Source organism: Paenibacillus nuruki (genome assembly GCF_001721045.1).
Classification (GTDB): domain Bacteria; phylum Bacillota; class Bacilli; order Paenibacillales; family Paenibacillaceae; genus Saccharibacillus; species Saccharibacillus nuruki.
The window spans coordinates 73,502-92,066 of the sequence record NZ_MDER01000044.1; the positions used below are offsets into that span (position 1 = coordinate 73,502).

An 18,565-nucleotide genomic window follows, 5' to 3' on the forward strand; every position below is an offset into this window, starting at 1 on the left:
TATGATACGTTAACAGAGAGGAATAAAATAATGAAACCTATGGGTATCTTATCTCTGAACAAGTATAGATGGAAAATGATTACCATGTTGATGTTGTTATGCGGTCTAAGCGTTGTCTGGGCTATACCAGCACAAGCGAAGACTAATCTACATTCATGGACGATAAAGGACAAAGGAACAATGAAAGATACAACAGCGGGGATCGTGCTTACTTCCGATCCCAAAGAAAATGTGAAAGCCCTTTCAGCGACAGTATCAACTGACTTTGTGTACGAAGCAGATGTGACGATTCAAAATCCACAGACCGATGCTTCACTTATTTTCCGCTCGGATGCTGAAGGGTCAGCTGGCTACTGGTTGAAGGTCATGCCGACATCCGGTCAGATTCAGTTGCTTAATTCTTCAGGGACAAGTGGTACATTACAGCAATCGTATCCTGTAGACCTGCAAGCAGGGCAGACCTATCATGTGAAAGTCAAAGCAGAAGGTGATCAGCTTAGTGTCTATTGGGACAAACAATATCGACCTGTGATGCAAGTGACTGATACTGCTTATCGTTCAGGTCATCTGGGCTTGCATGTATGGGATGGGAGCGCTACGTTTCAAAATGTTATTGTAAGTGATCTCAATACCAATCTGACTACTTCCCTACTAACAACAGGAGTATGGACGCCTCATATCAAAGGCAAAATAGTGACTGCAACGCAAGAAGCATTGCAACTGTACAATCTGCGTTCAACCGATTTGATAGCCGAAGCAGATATTTCTTTTGCTAATAATGTACAGGGAACAACCGCAGGTCTAATCTTTCACGCCAATGATAAAGGAACCAATGGTTATATAGTCCAGCTGCGTCATCAAGGCAATACGATTGGGGTTGAATTGAAAAAAAGAAATGGTACTCTGATTGCCAAATCAACTCAGCAGTATATTCATCAGCCTAATAGTAACCATCATCTAGAGATTCGGATGATCCAAAATCGTATCCAAGTCTTTGTCGATGGATATACACCGGCTGCTATTCAAGCCACAGATAGCAGTTACACCAAAGGTTATACAGGTATGATTGCCCAAGGCGGTCAGGTTATTTTTCAAGACTTATTTGTGACGTCACCGGCAGATGAGTATACAGAAAAGTACCGTCCGCAATATCATTATTCTGCTTCACGAAATTGGATCAGTGATCCGAATGGATTGGTCTATTTTGAAGGGGAATATCATTTATTTTATCAAGATGGAGGACAATGGGGACATTCAGTCAGTACTGACCTTGTCCACTGGAAAAGGCTACCGTTTGCCCTGAAATGGAACGATCTAGGGCATATCTGGTCAGGAGCAGCGATAGCCGATACTACCAATGCTTCCGGTCTATTCGGCTCTTCCGGAGGTAAAGGATTGGTCGCTTATTATACTTCTTACGATCCTGATGCGCCTAACGGTAATCAGAAAATAGGATTAGCCTACAGTACTGATCGAGGACGAACATGGCAATATTCCAAAGAACATCCTATTGTGATCCAAAATCCAGGCTATACGTCTACTGAAGCAGGTGGATGGGATTTCCGTGATCCTAAAGTGGTTCGGGATGAAGTCAATCAACGTTGGGTGATGGTAGTCTCTGGTGGAGATCATATTCGTTTCTTTACATCGAAGAACCTAATCGATTGGACATGGACTGATAATTTCGGGTATGGAGATTATATTCATGGCGGAGTATGGGAATGCCCTGACTTATTTCCTCTGCGGGATCATCAAGGAAATATCAAATGGGTATTGATGATCAGTACAGGAGCGAATCCCAAAACAGCAGGCTCTGATGCAGAATACTTTATAGGTGATCTAACGGCTGAAGGTACATTTACCAATAATAATCCGGTCGGTAACGTTTTGAAAATAGACTGGGGTAAAGAGTTCTATGCCGCCACTTCATTTGCGAATGTTCCCGATGGACGACGAATTACACTGGCATGGATGACGAACTGGGATTACCCGTTTGCTTTTCCTACCACAGCTTGGAAAGGTGAAATGACCATTCCACGAGAATTATCGCTTCAGCAGACGAGCGAAGGATTGCGATTATTTCAAAAACCGCTGACCGAATTGTCTTCTTTGCGAACGCCAATACGTACTATTTCTAATCAGGTCATCTCAGAACAATCTGCTAATCCGTTAGCTGGTCTTCAAGAAGATAGTTATGAGATTGAAGCTGAGATTGAATTGCCAGTGAGTCAGCCAGCACAAGCATGGGGATTTGAAGTTCGTACAGGCAACCAGCATCAAACAGACATCGGTTATATCCATGCAGATCAGTCTTTATTTATTGATCGATCATTGTCAGGCAACACAAGCTTTGCCGAATTATTTTCGAAAAGGCATGCCGCGACAGTGCAACCGATCAACAATCGAATTCACTTACGTATCTTTGTAGATGCTTCTTCAGTTGAGGTGTTTGCTAATCAGGGGCAGATCGTTTTTTCTGATTTGATTTTGCCAGATCCACAAGATACAGGGATGCGTTTGTATAGCAAAAATGGAGAAATTAAAATTATCAACTTAAATGTATATCGTCTACAAAGTATCTGGAAACCCTAATATTAATAAAAACTATTTTAATCCAGTTCTAACATATAATTGTTTCACTTCTGCTGACCGATATTACTAATACTAACTTCATTAGTAATCAGCAGGAGGGGAACAATTATGTCTAAAAAGAAGTGGATTATTCCTATTTATATAGCGGCTATGGCGTTAACTGGATCAGCCGGAGTCTATGCAAGTTCTACATTAGAAAGTATCACAGCATCGCTCAATCACAATCTTAATATTGAAGTCAGTGGTAAAGCCTACAAGCCGACCGGACCCAATGGAGAATCATTATCTCCTATTGTGTATCAAGGAACGACTTATTTACCAGTGCGTTCGATCAGTGAAGCTTTAAATACAGATGTTAATTATGATTCAAGTAATAATAAAATTTCAATCATGCCTAAGTCGTCCAGTGCTACCAGCAAACCAGCTATTACTTCGACCACTCCTAATGCTGCCCCTACAACTCCAACTGTAAATGAAAAAAATAGCATCAATACATCTACACCTTCTGCAACCACACCGCCACCAGTTATAGAGACATTAAATCCTAATGATAGCGGCAGAATCGATGTGGCAGGAACAGCACCCGAAGTAGTGACCAGTGTTGTCCCTGTGAATCCAGCGCTTAGTGTGGTAAATACACCATTGATTACAACCAAGTACTTACCGCTTGATTTCCCGTTTCCATCGGATACGACATCAATCAGTCTAAGAGAATCGGTAGCAGGCGATAAAAAGCAATTGTTAATGATCTATGCAACACAGATGGATCTAGTCACGCTTGGTAATGCGTATCAAGCTTATTATGGGGCTCAAGGTGTAGTAGAATCGAATACTCGTATTCAGCCGGATACACTGAGTCTTGTAGGCACCAAAAATAATGCATTTGGATTTTCTATTCAAGGAAATCCACGTTCGATCGCTCCGGGTTACAATCAGATTCGGGTCACTTTAGTACAACAATAATTATGATTTGATTATGAAAGCATACGATCCTATGAGTATTCAAGGATCGTATGCTTTTTTGTTGATCATAGCGTGAAAACGATACTGTAAAATGATTGAAAATGAGCTCTTTTCATGAGAAAAGCTTCACAATACCCACTTTTGAGGTTTAGAATCAAAAAATATGTAAAATTTTCAGAAAATTTCAAAATAGGTAGTGCAATCGCAAAAATAGTGTGCTAAGATACCAAGAGTTTGAGAGGAAACCGTCGGAATTGTTTTGAAGCATTCATGCAAAAGCGTGAAGTGAAGCAGGCTGGATTGCCTGTATAAGTAACACCCGAATACGAACAAAAGGAAGGTGATCTCATGAGCGCTATGACATCCACCAATGAAAGCAATGCAGTGATTAACAAACAATTTAACCTTTTCCGGTTAACATGGCCAATCTTTTTAGAAGTATTTCTGTTCATGTTAATGGGGATTGTTGATACTTTAATGTTAAGTGATGTATCGGATAATGCAGTCGCAGCTGTCGGCACATCCAATCAGGTTATTTCTATCGCTATATTAGTATTAGAAGTGATTGGTAACGGAGCAGCAATCGTTGTCGCACAGTATATAGGTTCTCGTAAAGTATTAGAAGCAAGTCGTATCACCGCTGTAGCGATTACGCTTAATTTGGCAGTAGGATTGTTGCTCAGTGGTACCTTCCTATTACTTGGCGGATATTTAATGGAGAAAATGCACTTGCAAGGTGAAATTCTTGCTCTTGCTAAAAGTTATATTGCTATTGTCGGTGGAGCGATTTTCTTACAAGCACTCATCAACACATTAGCAGCTGTCATTCGTACGTATGGATTTACCAAAGAAACAATGTTTGTATCGGTATTTATGAACGTGATTCACGTTGTGGGTAACTACTTGTTGATCTTCGGTCACTGGGGTCTGCCACAAATGGGTGTACAAGGTGCAGCAATCTCAACGATTGTCAGTCGTCTGATCTGTGCTGTGATCTTCTTCTGGTTATTGTATCGTGTCATGGAAGTGCGTATTCAGATTAAAGATTACTTCCGTATGACCAAGAAATATATTATGCAAATTTTGAAAATTGGTGTGCCTTCTGCCGTTGAACAAGTCACTTATCAATTATGCCAGCTTGTCTTCGTATTCTATGTAACGTATCTAGGTAGTGAAGCCATGGCTTCGCGTCAATATGCTAATAATATTTCAACCTTTATCTATCTGTTCAGTATTGCGATTGGTATGGGTACAGCGATTATTGTTGGTCGCTTAGTCGGAGCGAATCTGAAAGATCAAGCGTACAAACGGGTATGGTCGAGTGTGAAATGGGCGATGGCAGCTACACTGGTGATGGATATTTTGATTATCATTTTCCGTGTGCCACTGATCGGCATGTTCACCGACAACCCTGAAATTATTCGAATGGCTTCACAGGTCATACTGCTCAGTTTCTTACTGGAGACCGGACGAACCTGTAATATTGTGATTATTAACTCGTTACGTGCTTCAGGAGATGCCAAGTTCCCTGTCTATATGGGACTGATCTCGATGGTATGTATGAGTTTACCGCTCGGCTATTTATTTGTTTTCAAAATGAACTTGGGACTTGCAGGAATCTGGTTAGCGATTGCGGCAGATGAATGGGTACGTGCTGTTATTATGTACTTCCGCTGGAAGAGCAGAGCATGGGAAAAACATTCTCTTATCCAGCATGATGAACCGGAATCCAGAGAAAATGTTCCAGCTGTAGCACCTGTATAATAGAATCTAATTTTATGGATAAAAAATAAATGCAGTTTACCAACCGTTTGAATCTTTTTCTACAATCGTAGAGGGGGTTCAAGCGGTTTTTTTATTCTATTTTGCAAATAGTGATTACAATCACCCTGCGGTTTGTGGTAGCGAGCTATGCTTGAGTCAAGTGAACAATACAACTAAGGGGGATATACATCATGTTTTGTTATCAATGTGAACAGACACCATCAGGTGGATGCAAAGTGATCGGGGTATGCGGAAAAAATGAGACAGTCGCCAGTCTACAAGATACGATCATTTTCGGGCTCAAAGGGGTTGCCGCTTATGCGACTCATGCTCGTCAATTGGGATATACCCATCCAGAAGTCGATCGTATTACGCATGAAGCACTCTATTTGACGTTAACCAATTCGAACTTTAATGTACAAGAACATATCGATATGGCTTTACAAGTAGGACAAGCCACTCTTCATATTATGGATACACTCGATCAAGCCCATACGGACCGCTTTGGGATTCCTCAGCCAGTGACAGTAAGTTCGAATCAGGTGGAAGGGAAATGTATCGTGGTTACCGGTCATAATTTATTTGCTTTAGAAGCTCTATTACAACAGACTGAAGGATTGGGCATCAATATCTATACTCACTCTGAAATGTTGCCTGCTCATGGTTATCCTCATCTCAAAAAGTACACCCATCTTAAAGGCAATATCGGCAAAGCATGGTATGATCAGCGCCGTTTATTTGAGAATTTTCCCGGAGCGATCTTAGCCACAACCAACTGTGTGATGCCGATCAAAGGCAGTTATGCACACCGCTTTTTCACTTATGGGGTAACAGGCTTAGAAGGGGTGACCAAGATAGAGACCGAAGACTTTAGCGAAGTAATCGCCAAAGCGCTATCTTTACCTGAAGCACATATGCAGTCTGATGCTGTTATGACGACAGGTTATCATCATGCGAATGTACTTGGATTAGCCCCTGAGATTATCGAAGCTGTTCAAAGTAAAAAGATCCGTCATTTCTTCGTGATCGCAGGCTGTGATGCACCGGGTAAAGGTGGGGATTATTATCGGGAGCTGGCGACTTCTCTTCCACAAGACACCGTTATCTTAACTACTTCGTGTGGTAAATTCCGCTTTAATGATATCGATTATGGCACTGTGCCGGGCACAGATATTCCACGCTATATGGACTTGGGACAATGTAACAACTCGGGCTCTACTGTCAAAATAGCTATGGCACTAGCCGAAGCGTTCGGTTGTACGATGGCGGAATTGCCTGTCAGTATTGTATTGTCGTGGTTTGAGCAAAAAGCAGTCGCTATTTTGCTAGGATTATTCAGTCTAGGGATTCAAGATATTCGAATCGGGCCGAAGCCACCCGAATTTATTTCAGACGGTGTAATGGACGTTTTACAATCGACATTTGGATTGAAATTAATTGGCGATGCGGCCACCGATATGGCAGATATGCTTTCTTAATGTAAAGAAACCGCAAGCAGACAACCTACTTCTTGTTCTATCGTATAATAGTTGGTCATATAAAAGTGTTCTTCAAACCACTCTAGTACAGCAGGATGTTGTAATTCATGATATGTAGATTGCAGTCCAAGATCGCTTGCAGACGATGTACTTAATGAATCATCTGTAATCGCGGAATGCACAACAATACGGTCTGTCAGACAAAGCCGTCCATGTGGCTTGAGTACCCGATGAATCTCAGTCAATGCAAGCAATTGCTGTTGTGGATTCAAATGGTTAAAGGTAAAACTAGATACGACAAAATGGAAATGGTTATCTGGATAAGGGATGGCAAGCACATTACCTATTCGTGTCTCGATCATAGGGAACTTGTTCTGGCACTGCTTCAACATTTCCTGCGATTGATCGACACCCGATAGATGAGCGCCTGAGGTTAATAATCGACCGGCAAGATTGCCTGTACCGATCCCTAGATCCAGTCCATGTTCACCTGAAGTCGCATGAATCAATTCTGCTGTATACGTTAGTGCTTGCTCATAATGCGGATAATCTTCGCTACGGGTCTGTACGTCTTCATCATGCGTCTGAGCACGCTGATCGAAGTTCCATTGGTCTTGCCAGTTCTGACGCAATTCACGCAAATGTTTGGCTTGATCCGCCAGATGATAAATCTCTTGAATCGGCAAAGTCTGCTGAGTCTGTAATAAATCAATCATCTGCTCGGTCGTTTCAGCCATACGCTTCATTTCTAACCACTGTGTTGTCAGCAGAGAACGTTGTAGTTCCAGATAATAACGTAATCGCTGACTATCCGGTAATCCTTGTGGTTCTAACGCTTGCTTAATCTCTTTGATCGCCATACCTGCTTCACGAAGCGCTATAATCGTCTGCAAGCGCCAGATATCTTCTTCGACAAAGATACGATACTGATTGTGTTCACGCTGTACAGAAGGCAACAGACCGTTTTGTTCGTAAAAGCGGATCGTACGTGTCGAGATACCCAGACGTTTGGAAAGTTCATTGATTTTCAAAAAATCATCGTCCTTTTGTGTGAAATTATATTCAATCATATCATGAACGATCAGAAGAACATCAACCGTATTTTTGCTGATGTTCTTTTTTCATGCGAATATAATCAGGATCGACTTTGGCTTCATCCCATTTTACTTTGAAAATACGAGCGGCTTCCGCTTTGATAGGATCGTCTGTATAAGGAAGGACTTCGCCGTTCTCATCATATTTACGACCGCCTTTGTGATTGGTATAACGGCGTGCACGCGTATAACCCATTTGTAGAAATTTACGAGCCATATCCATCCCGATAAAATCTTCTTTTTCCTTATAGTCTAGAAACATCGCATAGATTTTCTCAGAAGATTCGGTAGCAATCTCTGGTGTTTTGAAGCGCCAGTGAGGTAAGATTTCGCCTTTATAAGGTTCAACCATTAACACACCTTGTTCCCCTTTACCGACTCGATATAATTCGGGTTGTTGGCGTAGATCTAGCTTCGTATAGTCTAAGGTATAATCAAATTTTTCAGGCATACTAAGAACTCCTTTGTATAGATAAGTAACTCTCTATTACCCGATTTGTCGTTTTTTATGTCAGTTTGCAGTTAATATGTATTTACGAAAAGGATATCTTAAGACAGAATAAGATAAAAGGGGGATGTTGGATAATGAGTTCATTGGTATGGAATATTGTAGTATCTGCTATGTTGTTACAAGGAGGAAGCCAATCTTATATCGCAGAAGGTCCAGCGATGCAACCGAATATTTATGCAGAAGATCGTTTAACTGTAGTCAAAGCGACCGAAAAAGATATTGAGCGTGGAGATATTATTGTTTTTCAAACGCCTGAAAATGAAAAGACATTTGTTAAACGTGTTGTTGGATTACCTGGCGAAAAGATCAAAATCAAAGGGGATCAAGTGTATATTAACAACAAAGTCATTAAAGAGCCTTACATACAAGCAGCTGTGAAAAAAGCAAAAGCAGAAGGATATGCATATAATATCACTGATTATAATGGTGGAAATAAGAAGATTCCCCAACATCAGTTTTTTGTATTAGGAGATAATCGTTCTAATAGTATGGATAGTCGTATGTTTGGAACCATTTCGATCCAAAAAGTAAAAGGTGAAGTAACAGCGATTCAAGGGAAAAAGCTGAATTCTTCGAAGTAATGCAGAGATAAATGATATCAAATAACAAAAAGCAGATACTCTAGCAAAAGAGAATATCTGCTTTTTGTTATGCTGTATGCTTTTTGTTGTACTGAATTAGGATCGCAACATTACGAATGATCACCCATAATATCTTTAATTTCATCTTTGAGTGCATCTGATTTGGTTCCGAAAATAACCTGTACAGCGCCTTGTCCTAGTCGCATCACACCTGCTGCTCCAAGCTTACGGAGTTCACTATCGTTGACTTGACGATCATCTTTGACGACCAGACGTAGACGAGTGATACAAGCATCAATACTCTCGATATTTGGAGAACCCCCTAGTTGATGCAACACTTGAGCCGCTTGACTATCATTAGCGCTAATCGTTGGCTGTGCACTGATTGCCGCAGATGGTGTTAACGGATCAGAAGGTGTTTTTTGGAGATCCACTACAGCTTCGTCATCTTCACGACCCGGCGTTTTGAGATTGAATTTTACGATCAAGAAGCGGAATAGAGCATAGTAAACGACTGCAAAAGCAAGTCCCACTGGGATCATAATCAGTGGATGCGTAGCTAATTTCATATTCACAAGGTAATCGATTAGACCTGCTGAGAAACCGAATCCTAATTTAACATTCAATAGATACATTACCAGACCGGATAAGCCTGTCAAAATAGCATGTACCAGATACAACCCTGGTGCGACAAACATAAATGCAAATTCTAAAGGTTCTGTAATCCCTGTTAAAAAGGACGCTATCGCAGAACCGATAAAGATTGAAGCTACAGCTTTACGTTTTTCAGGACGAGCGGTATGAATAATCGCAAATGCCGCCGCTGGTAAAGCAAACATCATAATCGGGAAGAAGCCAGACATAAACATTCCTGCTGATGGATCGCCTGCGAAAAAGCGTGTTAGATCGCCATGTACCACTTCACCAGCAGCATTGGTGTAATCACCAATTTGGAACCAAGCAATTGAATTCAATACATGATGCAGTCCGATCGGAACGAGCAAGCGGTTCGCCATCCCGAATATAAAAGCACCAAGCCCGCCAAGCCCTACAACCCATGTACCAAAAATCGCAATCCCATCTTGAATAGGACTCCAGATCATACCGAACAATGTAGCAAGAATGATTGTAGTAAATGCAGTAATCATCGGAACAAAGCGTTTACCTGCAAAGAAACCTAACCATTCAGGCAATTTGATATTGTAAAAGCGTTGGTATAGATATGCTGACCACAGTCCGACCAGTATCCCGCCGAGCACGCCCATATCTAATTTTACATCATCAGCAATATAACCGAATATCGTAGGTACAATACTTAATATTTTGACTAAGATTAGATATGAAATGACTGCGGATAGCGCTGCTACTGCATCACGAGCAATACCGATCGCTACCCCAATCGCAAAGATCAAAGCCAGATTACCAAAGATCGCACCTGCGCCTGCTGTCAAGAATGGAGTAATATAATGATTAATAAATCCACCGACTGTTGATCCTAACGGAATATCAGTCTCATAATTTAACAATCCCAACCCTTGTAAAATAGCTGCGGCAGGAAGTGTAGCGACTGGAAGCATTAAAGAACGTCCAATCTTCTGCAAAAATCCTAACATAGATAATCCCCCTTAAATAGATGTAATGAGTGTACTTTGTATACATCATGCACAACCAAAATAGAAAGAAATTCTATATCTTGGCTGTGCAAGATAGCTGATTATACGGTCTTGCAGATACGAATTAGGGTTGATACGTTCGAAATAATCGGTATAAATGCATAGTCAAAAAGCAAACCTCATCTTCAGGTATTGAGACATTAAGCTCTTTCTCCATCACAACTTTCATTTGATTGGCTAGTATATATTCTTCGGCATACTGTTCTCGTATCGGCTGAATCAACAGATTTTCAACCAGTGATCCTTGTACGATACGTTCTAATGAAAAGCGTAAGTGAATCATTAAGCGTACTTGATTCATACTGCCTTGCTGAAAGGTAATCTGTTTCTCTTGCTCGATCATCTTTTGCAATTTGCCGAGTAATGTAGACATTTTCACCAATTGTCCAACAGGCACATGACTGACAGCTGAATGAATATGATACGTTAGAAACCCTGCTTCATCTTCAGGAATCGTAATATCAAAAGCACTACAGATCATCTGCAACGCTTGTAAAGCAACTTCATATTCTTGCGGAAAACAGACTTGAGTCTCATACAGAAAAGGATTCGTAATCTCCATATGGTGGCGTATCCGATAGACAGTGAACTGGATATGGCTCGGTAATGCCAAATAGATTTTGTTATGAAGCGTTTTGTTGAACCGCTTTTCGATCATTTGAATAATCTGATCCGAGACTTCCATCGCTTTATGATCAATATCTTCAAAAAAGCTAGGATGATTCATCAGTTGTTCACGATCTTCCAACCGAAATCGCTTTTCGATGCGATCATCGTCAGTGGAAAGGGTCGTTAGATTTTTAGCGGCAAAGCCCAGTCCTTTACCGAGCAAAACATATTCTATATCTGTTGTTTCATCAAAAGCCATCACGATGTTATTGCCAACTACCCTCTGCACAGATAGCCATATACTCTCTTTACTCATAGATGAAGCCCCCTTTAAATCCCGCTACGCTTATAGATTCAATCCAGCAAATAATGAATACGCAAAAAAGAGCCAAGTCACGAATAATAAACGTGTAGAATGGTCTACAGCATCTGATATTCGTTGCTTGGCTCATGCCCATAATATGGTAACACGCCGATAGATTTTAAAGTTTTGAATGCGATTTCATCATGTAGCATATAACGATCGCAAATGATCGTCAAGGTTATATTTTACGGAAAATCTCGAATATTTTCCAAAAGTACAGGATTATTCAATAAAATAAAGTTTATTCATCATATTTTGCATAAAAACCTTAAAAATGCCCGAATTTTGAAGAATAGGGGTTGAAATTTCTTCTATAATCAATTACAGTAGTAGACGTTGTTATATGTTCGTAAGCTTTACCCTAACTAAATAAAATTCATTGATGTATAATGTATAACCTCAATAATATGGTTTGAGGGTCTCTACCAGGAACCGAACAATCCTGATTACAAAATTAAGTGTGCTCGTCGCACCCATCTTTTGTAGTCAGGATTTTTTTGCGTCTTTACGAGTATAAACTTCTACGGACTATGATGGAATAGACGCAAGTCACTTGCTGACATCAAGAACAAAGGAGAAGATAGATATGAATTTCAAAGTATTAATATTGACGATTGCTACATTTACGGTCGGTCTGATTGAATTGATTATCGGTGGTGTATTGCCACAGATCGCATCCGACTTGAATGTATCTGTAAGTACAGCAGGGCAATTGATTATGATCTATGCCTTGGTCTACGCCATCTCTGGCCCAACACTACTTGCAGTAACGGCTAAGGTGGAACGGAAAAAGTTATACCTATGGTCGATGCTTATCTTTACACTGGGTAGTCTGGTTGCGTTCTGGAGCCCAACGTATGGTATCTTATTCTTATCTCGTATTATCACAGCGGCAAGTGGTTCGCTGATTGTAACATTATCACTGACGATTGCTGTCAAAATCGTAGCTCCAGAATATCGGGCACGCGTAATCGGTATTATTTCGATGGGTATCAGTTCTTCCATCGTACTTGGATTGCCTTTCGGCGTATTAGCGGAAGAAGCATTCGGCTGGCGTGTATTGTTCCTTGCGATTGCTGTATTGACACTGGTTGCTATGGTGGTTGTACATCTATTTATGGATCATGTTCCTTTAGAAAAGATGCAGACATTGAAGCAACAACTGGCTTCACTTAAAGATATCAAAATTATTAGTGCTCATCTAGTAACGATGCTTACTTTAGCAGGGCATTATACATTATATGCATACCTTACGCCTTTCCTTGAAACCATGATGGGTCTAAATTCCAACTGGATCAGTATCGTATACTTCGTATTCGGTCTTGCAGCAGTAAGTGGCGGGATGATCGGTGGAGCATTATCAGATCGTCTAGGTAGTAAAAAGAGTATTTTGCTAGTAGTAAGTGTGTTCGCTGTTATTATGTTCACTTTGCCGATGGCTAGTCAGTACGTTTATATATTCCCAATTGCACTATTTATCTGGGGTGCACTAAGCTGGGCGCTTGCTCCGGCTCAACAAAGTTATTTGATCCAATATGCACCGGAATCTTCGGATATCCAACAAAGCTTTAACTTCTCAGCATTGCAAATTGGTATTGCTGTAGGTTCTGCTATGGGCGGTGTATTGATCAAAAATACAGGCAATATCGCTATTAATGCTTGGGTAGGTGGCGGAATTATCGTGGTTGCTTTTGGAATCGCCTTGTTCTACTTATTGTCCAAACCTGTAAGATCTCGTAATGTAGCGAATACGATTACTCGCTAAAATAAATATCACTATGTATGGTTTTAATATAGGGTGAATTAAAAAACACCGATATGATCTGCGTCTAAGATCTTATCGGTGTTTTTTTGATTAGTACAGATAATAAACAACTGCTATCTTGATGCAAAAATACAGTGACATGGACTATAGATCATGCTATCTTAGCAATGAAAAACCAATACATATCAGAGGAGACAATGATGTCAAAAACAGATTTCGCAAACTTTAATTGGCTTAATGAAAATGCTATACGTTTTGAAGAGGACAACGTTATTTTACATGCACCTGCTCAAAGTGATTTCTTTTGCAATCATGGGGGCGTATCAGAAGAAGGAATCACACCTGAATCGTTGACCAATGCTCCCTTCTTTTTTACAGAGGTATCTGGTGACTTTGTGATGCGTGTACAAGTGAATCATGATTTCAAAGATGTCTATGATTCTGCTTCGATTATGGTGATGCAAGATGAAAAGCTATGGGCGAAATTATGTTTTGAATATACTGATTTTTATACACATTCGATTGTAAGCGTGATCACCAATACATTCTCAGATGATGCTAATGGTAACAATGTAGAAGGCAATACGGCATGGCTTCAAGTGGCACGTGTTGGGCAGTCGTTTGCTTTTCATTATTCGTTAGATGGCGTTCGCTTTGATATGGTTCGATTCTTTTATTTACCTGTCGATCAACAAGTGAAAGTAGGATTACTACCCCAAGCCCCTACAGGTCAAGGTGGAGAACGAACATACTCGCATTTTTCGTTAGAACAAAGAACAGTCAAAAATATTAGAGTGGGCAAATAAGCAGTCGATTCCGTTCTATTGAAGTGTGTATGTTTTGGATGAGTTTTTTGATTGATTGTACAAGCTACCTGATTGTTATAAGGTAGCTTTTTTTGTTGTTCTAATTGGAGTGAATCATCATTTATCTCTAGATCGTTTTGTATATTCAATTATAAAATCATAGACAAAATCAAAAAACGTTTGCTTTTAAATAAACATAATTATATAATATCTATGAAATGAATAGATAAAATCAAATTTGTCTAGAAGGAGATAAAGATATGGAAAAAAATCAAGAAATATCAGATCGATTCTGGAAAGCAGCATTATCTGATCTGAAGCGTGGTTATGTATTCGAAGAAGATACTCATTCATTAGGTCGTTTTATATGCTTGATTGATGGGAAGACGTGTGAAAAGGGAGTGATCTATCAAGAAGAAGGGGTCTTTTACGAAGCAGAACGTTATATGCAACATTATATTCAACAACAGCATACATCTATGTTTTCTTATTTGTTGGAGCTAGATAAAAAGTGGACAGGGCTAACGGATATCCAAAGTGGAATGGTACAATCTTTTTATCAAGGGCGTTCAGATACGGAGATTGTGGCTGAAGTGGGCGGTAGCAAATCAACAATTCGTAATCACCGCTTTGCGTTACGAGAGAAGACCAAGCAAGCCAAAGTATTTCTAGCGATTATGGAATTATTAGAAGAACAGCAAAATGATCCAGCTCCATTAGTGTCTGTGCATCGTACAGCAACGATGGTGGATGAGCGTTATGCTGTGACTGAGAAAGAAAGTAAAGATATTTTAAATCAATATTTCCCGGATGGATTAGAAGGTTCACTAACCAATTTTCCTCGTAAAGAAAAGCGCAAAATTGTTATTTTACGCCATCTGATGAATGGCTTCGAACTTGGTAAAAAGTATACAGAAAAAGAAGTTAATGAGGTTCTGAAGCGTTCTTTTGCAGACTATGTTACCCTACGCCGCTATATGATCGAGTATGGATTTATGGATCGATTAGATGATGGAAGTCAGTACTGGGTAAAACAATAAGTGCTAGCAAGCATAAGTACACAGAATTTAATATTAAAAAGTGTGATATGTAAGTTAGTTATCATGTATATAATAGATTAAAAAAACCTCTCTGACACTCAAAGCACAGAGAGGTTTTTGATCTATTTATTTAGCACGTAGTTCTTTTTGAATCTGACAGATACGACTTTGAGAAATACCTAGAATACGAGCCAATTCATTTTGCGTCGCTTCTGGATTAGCTTTCATCGTATCTTCTACTTTCGTCAGCATTTCCCCCCGTTTACTCCGTGATTTACGTAAAGATGATTGTAGGTTGCGATTAGGTGCGGGTGCACTAGGCATATCTTCTAAAGCGATATGTTGAGTCTCATCACCCATCTGTTCGGTACAATCTCCACAAATAAATTGATCTTTATAATAGATTAGATTGTCAAATGTTCCGCAAAAGATACATTGAATTCCTTTATGTTTCCGAAAAATAATTTCTTTTTCTGTGATAAAGAATTCCATAGGATCGCTGACACCAATTTCCATCGTATCGCGTATTTCTTTCGGAATAACGATGCGTCCTAGACTGTCCAATTGACGGACCATACCGGTTTTTTTCATAAGAGTTCCTCCGCTTGGTCAAATTTATAAAAGAGAAAAATAAAAGTAACTAGAAAAGTAAGGTTATTTACTTTCTAATCCCTTATTTGCATAAATTCATAGTAACATCGAATATACAGATAAGGAACAAAATTAATGCAAAAAATATAACTTCTATATTTAGTTAACTACATAATTATGCATTAAAGCAATTGAAGATGCTTATTTTCTATCTTGAAAATATAAATTTTCATTATGATTTAGATCTAATTAGTATGATTTAAGCATGAAAATGGATAAATACAAAAAATATCAAATTTGAATAATTTGTATAAAAATTCATTTAAATATATAATTGTTTATTTCAATATTAGGAATCATTTAGCCGTAAAATCACCTGCTTATCGATTGACATTAAGCGTTTTAAAGCAATATGTAACATCTACTTTGTTATCATACACCCATCTGCGAATAGATTCAAATTTCAGATATACATACGATACTATAAACATATCTGAAATAAAAAAAGCTACCTGTTAAGGTAGCATAACCATCATCAATACAGGAGTAGCAGCGAGTGTGAATAACGCCGCCAAAATCATCGAAATACTGGAAATCGTACCGGTTAAAGAACTAAGCTCAAATGCTTTGGATGTACCTGTTCCGTGTGCCGCTGTACCAAATAAAATGCCTCGTGCAATCTCGCCGTCGATCCGTAACCATTTCACAATAAAAGGACCTACAATCGTACCGATCAATCCGGTCATAATCACAAATACCGCTGTTACTGTAGGCACACCGCCGATCGCTTGAGAAACGTTCATAGCGATCGGTGTAGTAATCGAGCGCGGAATAATACTGCTCATCAGACCACTATCCAAATGTAAAAGTTTCGCTAATAATGCAGACGAAGTTACCGCTACAATCGAACCGAATAGAACACTGGATACAATCTCAACTGCATGCTTTTTGAGGGTTTGGATATTTTTGTACAATGGAATAGCAAAAGCAATCGTCGCCGGCTGTAGTAATCGAGATAACCATTGTCCACCTTGATTATAAGCGGTATAAGGCACATGAATAGTCAGCAAAAGAATCACTAGAATCAGTGGTGTAATCAGAAGTGGAGATAGATAGACACGCGGAAAGCGGCGATATATTCTTTTGGTGACCATATAGATTAACAATGTTAGTAGTAAGAATAATAAAGTATTCATCCTGCGTGACGCTCCTTCCGTTTGGCCATCGTTCCAGCAAGTAATCCTGAACTGACCATCACTAATATCGTGCTGAGTATAACAATAACGATAATTCGTACCCCATCATGTTCTAACATCGGGATATAATTCATAATACCGACCGCTGAAGGAATAAAGAACAATAACAGTTCAGCCAGTAACCAGTTCGCTCCAAGCTCTACCCATTCAAGCTTGATCACTTTGGTCTGTAACAATATAAATACAAGAGCAATGCCGATAATACTACCCGGTACAGGTAGGTGTAACCAGCGCACCAATACATTTAACAGTTCAGAAAAGCCCATCAGTACAGCAACCTGAAGTATTCCTTTCATGATATTTCTCATCTATGTTAAACCTTCTCTCTTATTAACTCCGAATGATTGTCTATATGAAAATTTTACATCTGTTTCTTTCATAGGTAAAATTCATATATGGCATGAAATGTATTCCATCTGTCTATAGGAGGAAAGTGACATGGATATTCGGCATTTGCAGTATTTTATGGAAGTTGCGAGGTTAGGAAGCTTTACCAAAGCGGCAGAAGCGCTGTTTATTACACAACCTACGATCAGCAAAACGATCCGTTCATTAGAAGATGAATTAGGTGCCAAGCTGTTTAATCGAATCGGGCGTACCGTCGAATTAACCGATGCAGGCAAAGTGATCCAGCATCAAGCTCGCATTATTGTAAAGTCTTTTCAAAATTTATCCTCCGAGTTAGACGATCTACGGAATCTCAAAACAGGGCATTTACGTATCGGATTACCGCCAATGATTGGTTCACGATTTTTCCCGCAGATTATTGGAAAGTTCCATCAGTTGTATCCAGATGTAACGATTCAACTTTTTGAAAATGGTGGGAAAAAGGTAGAACAAGATGTTGCAAACGGTGCGCTAGATATTGGAGTCACTGTATTACCTGTGACCGAGAATGTATTAAACCATTTCTCCTTTACCGAGGAAAAATTGAATCTACTTGTACCGAACCATCACCGATTCGCGCACCAAGATTGTGCTGAGTTAAGTACACTCGCAGAAGATTCATTTATTATTTTTAGTGAAGACTTTACCTTGCATGGTCGTATTATCGATGCGTGTATCCGAGCAGGATTTCAACCGAAAGTGATCTATGAAAGTTCGCAGTGGGACTTAATTAGTGAAATGGTTGGAGCAGGCTTAGGAGTGGCATTATTACCTGAGACCATCTGTCAGCAGATTAGCCGGGATCATGTGCATATTCTGCCACTGGTGAACCCGTCTATCCCTTGGCAACTGGGCATGATCTGGCATCAAGACCGCTATTTATCTTTCGCCGCTCGCGAATGGCTTCGATTTACAAGAGAGTTTTTGGGGAAGTAAAGCTTGGTTGTGGAAGTCATTAGAGATTGGTGAATAAGGGTATGCCTATTTGAGGGTGTATCCTTTTCTTATGTGAAATTGGTTGAATTTTCGTATCGTCAAACGGAGTATCTAAGGATTATTTTTGAAATTTAAAAAAGGGTATACATATATAT

The 18,565-nt window shown here is 39.6% G+C and carries 16 protein-coding genes and 1 riboswitch; of the genes, 9 read left to right on the forward strand and 7 right to left on the reverse strand.

Annotated features, from left to right (window positions below):
• The first annotated feature begins 30 nt into the window (after positions 1 to 30).
• The 4 genes from PTI45_RS13170 (at position 31) to hcp (ending at position 6,797) form a co-directional block, all read left to right on the forward strand.
• Positions 31 to 2,592: a glycoside hydrolase family 32 protein gene (locus PTI45_RS13170; protein ID WP_069328049.1), complete on the forward strand. Its 2,562-nt coding sequence runs from the start codon at positions 31 to 33 to the stop codon at positions 2,590 to 2,592.
• Between the two features lie 108 nt (positions 2,593 to 2,700).
• Entirely contained in the window at positions 2,701 to 3,555 is an 855-nt protein-coding gene (locus tag PTI45_RS13175) for a stalk domain-containing protein (protein ID WP_069328050.1), read from the forward strand.
• Positions 3,556 to 3,903: 348 nt separating this feature from the next.
• A complete protein-coding gene (locus PTI45_RS13180; protein WP_069328051.1) occupies positions 3,904 to 5,319 on the forward strand; it encodes an MATE family efflux transporter in 1,416 nt (471 codons plus the stop codon).
• Positions 5,320 to 5,510: 191 nt separating this feature from the next.
• Complete coding sequence (hcp, locus tag PTI45_RS13185; protein ID WP_069328052.1) at positions 5,511 to 6,797, forward strand: hydroxylamine reductase; 1,287 nt, start codon at positions 5,511 to 5,513, stop codon at positions 6,795 to 6,797.
• Here the strand turns inward: hcp and PTI45_RS13190 are convergent.
• Both PTI45_RS13190 and PTI45_RS13195 read right to left on the reverse strand, forming a co-directional pair.
• Positions 6,794 to 7,828 carry a methyltransferase domain-containing protein gene (locus PTI45_RS13190; RefSeq protein ID WP_069328053.1) on the reverse strand — a complete coding sequence of 345 codons (1,035 nt, stop codon included), beginning with the start codon at positions 7,826 to 7,828 and terminating at the stop codon, positions 6,794 to 6,796. The two genes, hcp and PTI45_RS13190, sit on opposite strands and share 4 nt — an antisense overlap.
• Positions 7,829 to 7,889: 61 nt before the next feature.
• Positions 7,890 to 8,342, reverse strand: coding sequence for a DUF4385 domain-containing protein (locus PTI45_RS13195; protein ID WP_069328054.1), 453 nt, complete (start codon positions 8,340 to 8,342; stop codon positions 7,890 to 7,892).
• Positions 8,343 to 8,476: 134 nt separating this feature from the next.
• On the opposite strand from PTI45_RS13195, the gene lepB reads away from it, so the two are divergent.
• Complete coding sequence (gene lepB / locus PTI45_RS13200; RefSeq protein WP_083243525.1) at positions 8,477 to 8,983, forward strand: signal peptidase I; 507 nt, start codon at positions 8,477 to 8,479, stop codon at positions 8,981 to 8,983.
• A gap of 110 nt (positions 8,984 to 9,093) precedes the next feature.
• On the opposite strand, the gene nagE is transcribed toward lepB, so the two are convergent.
• Both nagE and PTI45_RS13210 read right to left on the reverse strand, forming a co-directional pair.
• Complete coding sequence (gene nagE / locus PTI45_RS13205) at positions 9,094 to 10,596, reverse strand: N-acetylglucosamine-specific PTS transporter subunit IIBC (protein WP_069328056.1); 1,503 nt, start codon at positions 10,594 to 10,596, stop codon at positions 9,094 to 9,096.
• A gap of 124 nt (positions 10,597 to 10,720) precedes the next feature.
• The gene (locus PTI45_RS13210; RefSeq protein WP_069328057.1) at positions 10,721 to 11,581 is read right to left on the reverse strand and encodes a PRD domain-containing protein; all 861 of its coding nucleotides are present in this window, start codon (positions 11,579 to 11,581) and stop codon (positions 10,721 to 10,723) included.
• A 417-nt stretch (positions 11,582 to 11,998) separates the two neighbouring features.
• Positions 11,999 to 12,098, forward strand: a riboswitch (purine riboswitch).
• 117 nt (positions 12,099 to 12,215) lie between these two features.
• Between PTI45_RS13210 and PTI45_RS13215 the strand changes: the two genes are divergently transcribed.
• The 3 genes from PTI45_RS13215 to PTI45_RS13225 all read left to right on the forward strand — a co-directional run bounded on the left by PTI45_RS13215 (position 12,216) and on the right by PTI45_RS13225 (position 15,240).
• Positions 12,216 to 13,394 carry an MFS transporter gene (locus tag PTI45_RS13215; protein WP_069328058.1) on the forward strand — a complete coding sequence of 393 codons (1,179 nt, stop codon included), beginning with the start codon at positions 12,216 to 12,218 and terminating at the stop codon, positions 13,392 to 13,394.
• Between the two features lie 200 nt (positions 13,395 to 13,594).
• Positions 13,595 to 14,200 (forward strand): DUF1349 domain-containing protein, encoded by a 606-nt coding sequence (locus tag PTI45_RS13220; RefSeq protein WP_069328059.1) that lies wholly within the window; start codon positions 13,595 to 13,597, stop codon positions 14,198 to 14,200.
• Between the two features lie 260 nt (positions 14,201 to 14,460).
• Positions 14,461 to 15,240, forward strand: a complete 780-nt coding sequence (locus tag PTI45_RS13225) for a DUF2087 domain-containing protein (protein WP_069328060.1) — start codon at positions 14,461 to 14,463, stop codon at positions 15,238 to 15,240.
• A gap of 126 nt (positions 15,241 to 15,366) precedes the next feature.
• On the opposite strand, the gene PTI45_RS13230 is transcribed toward PTI45_RS13225, so the two are convergent.
• The 3 genes from PTI45_RS13230 to PTI45_RS13240 form a co-directional block, all read right to left on the reverse strand.
• Complete coding sequence (locus PTI45_RS13230) at positions 15,367 to 15,831, reverse strand: AbrB/MazE/SpoVT family DNA-binding domain-containing protein (RefSeq protein WP_069328061.1); 465 nt, start codon at positions 15,829 to 15,831, stop codon at positions 15,367 to 15,369.
• Positions 15,832 to 16,346: 515 nt separating this feature from the next.
• Complete coding sequence (locus PTI45_RS13235) at positions 16,347 to 17,027, reverse strand: CidB/LrgB family autolysis modulator (RefSeq protein WP_069328062.1); 681 nt, start codon at positions 17,025 to 17,027, stop codon at positions 16,347 to 16,349.
• Entirely contained in the window at positions 17,024 to 17,395 is a 372-nt protein-coding gene (locus tag PTI45_RS13240; RefSeq protein WP_069328063.1) for a CidA/LrgA family protein, read from the reverse strand. Before PTI45_RS13240 ends, PTI45_RS13235 begins: the two co-directional genes overlap by 4 nt.
• A 130-nt stretch (positions 17,396 to 17,525) precedes the next feature.
• On the opposite strand from PTI45_RS13240, the gene cidR reads away from it, so the two are divergent.
• On the forward strand, positions 17,526 to 18,410 hold the full coding sequence (gene cidR, locus PTI45_RS13245; protein WP_069328064.1) for a cidABC operon transcriptional activator CidR: 885 nt from the start codon (positions 17,526 to 17,528) through the stop codon (positions 18,408 to 18,410).
• The last annotated feature ends 155 nt before the right edge of the window (positions 18,411 to 18,565 follow it).